The 3,108-nt window shown below is 40.0% G+C and carries 1 protein-coding gene; it reads left to right on the top strand.

What is annotated here, in order from left to right; all coding sequences use genetic code 11:
- On the top strand, positions 1-3,108 hold a 3,108-nt coding region (locus DBR11_RS14490), incomplete at both ends, for a TonB-dependent receptor (RefSeq protein ID WP_108553377.1).

Here is a 3,108-nt window from a genome sequence, read left to right as displayed (position 1 = left end):
TACTTATACCATTAAAAATAAAACTGTTCTGATTGTAAAGAAAACGAATGAAAAACCTTTCTGGATGGATAATGAACAGAAACAAAAAGTAACGGGTATGGTCAGAGATGCTTCCGACGGGCAGCCGTTGCCTGGGGTAAGCATTCATTTAGAGGGTACTCAAACTGGTACTTATACCAATGGTGAGGGCGCTTTTGTATTGGATGTTTCCGCTGAAAATCCTGTTCTCCTATTTTCTTCATTGGGTTATGAACCCCAGAAGGTTATCCTGAAGGGGAGAACTGCTTTAGAAGTAAAAATGGTTAAAAGTGATATGAAACTTTCGGAAGTTGTGGTAGTTGGTTACGGAACAAGGGCCAAAGGTGCTGTAACCGGAGCCATTTCTACAGTTAAATCTGATGTTTTTGAGAACAGGCCTTTAAACAATAGCTTTGATGCCCTGCAAGGCACAATACCTGGCTTAACCATCACCAAAGGAAGCGGTCAACCCGGAAATCAAAGTTATGGTCTGCAAATACGAGGATATTCTTCTATCAATGGGAACCAACCCTTGATCCTCATTGATGGTATACCTGGTGATATTAATACCATCAATACCAATGACATTGCTGAAGTTTCTGTTTTAAAAGATGCTGCTGCATCTATTTATGGCGCACGTGCGGCTGATGGTGTTATTTTGGTGACCACGAAGAAAGGCAAAAAAGGCCCGCCAGAAATTACCTATAGTGGAAATGTTGGATTGAAAATACCAGCTTATTTGCGAAAAATGCAGAATACCCTGCAATTTGCGGAATTTATGGATGAGGGACTTCGAAATGCCGGTATTAATGGGTTCCCTCAATCCGTATTTGATAAAATCAAAGCTAACGCCGCTCCAGATCTTAATGGTGGCTGGAACTATGGTATTACCAGTTATCCGGGCTTTTATGGTTATACAGACTGGAATAAAGAAATTTACAAGAATTCTACCCAACAGCTGCATAATATTGCTGTTTCTGGCGGGGCTGAAAATAACAACTATCTGGTGTCCGTGGGATACAACAGAGATAACGGTTCTGTCAGGTATGGAGAAAATAATTCAGAACGCTATAATTTAAGACTCAATTACGATTTTCGTTTGTCTAAAAAACTGAATTTTGAGACCCGTACCAGTTTTGACAATCAAGCCACGGTTAGCCCTACAATGTTAGGTAATGCTTTAACCAATGTTACCCGTCAATTTCCTTACCAGCCGGTATTCAACAGTGTTGGCCAATTTTATGGTTACCAGGGTTATGAAAACCCCGCACAGTCTCTGGCCGAAGCCGGTTCGGACAATTACAATCTGTCGAGATTTGGTACAAATTTTAAGTTGGACTACAACATTGTTGAAGGCTTAAAGCTTACTGGGCAGGCAGCCATAAAACTGGATTATATGAATGACAAAACCACCAACCGGACTTTTACCCGATATAATTATGTAGGTGGTATTCAGGATATACGCAACACTCCGAATTCTGCAGATTTTACAAATTTAAAGACACTGAACAAATTATACCAGGTCTACCTCGACTATAATAAGCTTTTTGGAGAAGACCATAAAATTAATTTTACTGGTGGTGCATCTCTGGAACAAACCAGGAATGAGGGACAGACTGCTGGTGGTAAAAATTTTATTGGGAACGACTTGTTTACGCTAAATCTGGCAGATAAAACCAAAGCTGAGTACTTTAACATAACCGGTTTATTAAATACTCAGGCCCTGGGATCTTATTTTGGCAGATTAAGTTATTCTTATAAGAGTAAATTTATATTGGATCTAACGGCCCGGGCAGATGGCAGTTCAAAATTTGCCCAGGAGAAAAGATGGAGTGCTGTTTTTCCATCTGTTGCAGGTGCTTATAACCTTTCTGAAGAAAAATTCATTAAATCCCTGCAAACATTTGACCTCTTGAAATTAAGGGTTTCGTGGGGCAAAATGGGTAACCAGGATATAGGCGAATTGGGCTTATATGACTATATTCCCCTCATCTATATTGACGGTATGTATCCTTTAGGTTCCCCCAATGCCGGAGTAACAGGAGCAAATGCTAATCCTGCCTCTTCCAGCCGTACATGGGAAACTATCGAAAATAGAAATATTGGTCTTGATGCCTCTGTACTTGACTCAAGATTAACCTTTTCTTTTGATTACTTTAATAAAATTAACAATGATATGCTGGTTAAAGTTGCTGTTCCTGCAACTTTTGGCAATACGCCGCCTTCTACAAACCAGGGGAAACTGATCACGAAGGGTTTTGAAACATCAGTAACCTGGAAAGACCATATAAATGATTTTAAGTACAGTGTTTCATTGCAGTTAAGTGACAGTAAAAATAAACTGGTTGAATTAAAGAACACGGATAACTACCAGGAAGGTTTGAATAAAACCAGACAAGGTTATCCAATTTACTCTTATTTCGGATATGTATATGACGGCATCATTAAAACCCAGTCGCAGTTAGATACCTATAAAAAACTGGAAGGCGTACCTTCCCGGATAGGCCTTGGAGATGTGATGTACAAAGATGTTGATGGTGATGGTAAGTTGACGGCATATGGTGATAAGACTAAAGGCCTGGCTGGAGATATGGTCTATCTGGGTAATTTAACCCCAAGGTATACTTTCTCCACGACCATTAATGTAGCCTATAAGCAATTTGACCTTGAGTTGTTTATACAGGGTGTTGGAAAAAGAGATGTAATCTATGAAGGTAGTTTTCGCAGGCCCAATACTTTTTACTGGCCGTCATTAGCGTATTATTCTGGAAAAACATGGACGCCTCAACGGCCGGATGCTCCCTATCCAAGATACCTTCCAGGTAGTGTAGGCTATGATGATGTTGCCGATTATGATTATCGTGCCTCAACTATGACGCTTCAAAATGTAGCCTATCTTAGATTTAAGGTGATCACACTGGGGTATAATCTTCCTTCAGGTGTAGCATCTGCATTGCGAATGAAATCTGCCAGAGTTTTCTTTAGCGGACAAGATCTATTCACCATATCTAAGGGAACCTTAGGTGGAAATTTTGATCCAGAAGATGGTTATCGTAATGAAGGGACCTATCCATTCAATAAAGTCTATTC

Source organism: Pedobacter sp. HMWF019, from assembly GCF_003061025.1.
In the GTDB taxonomy this organism is placed as follows: Bacteria; Bacteroidota; Bacteroidia; order Sphingobacteriales; family Sphingobacteriaceae; genus Pedobacter.
Note: the sequence above shows the minus strand (reverse complement) of the source record. Positions and strands in the feature narration are given on the sequence as shown.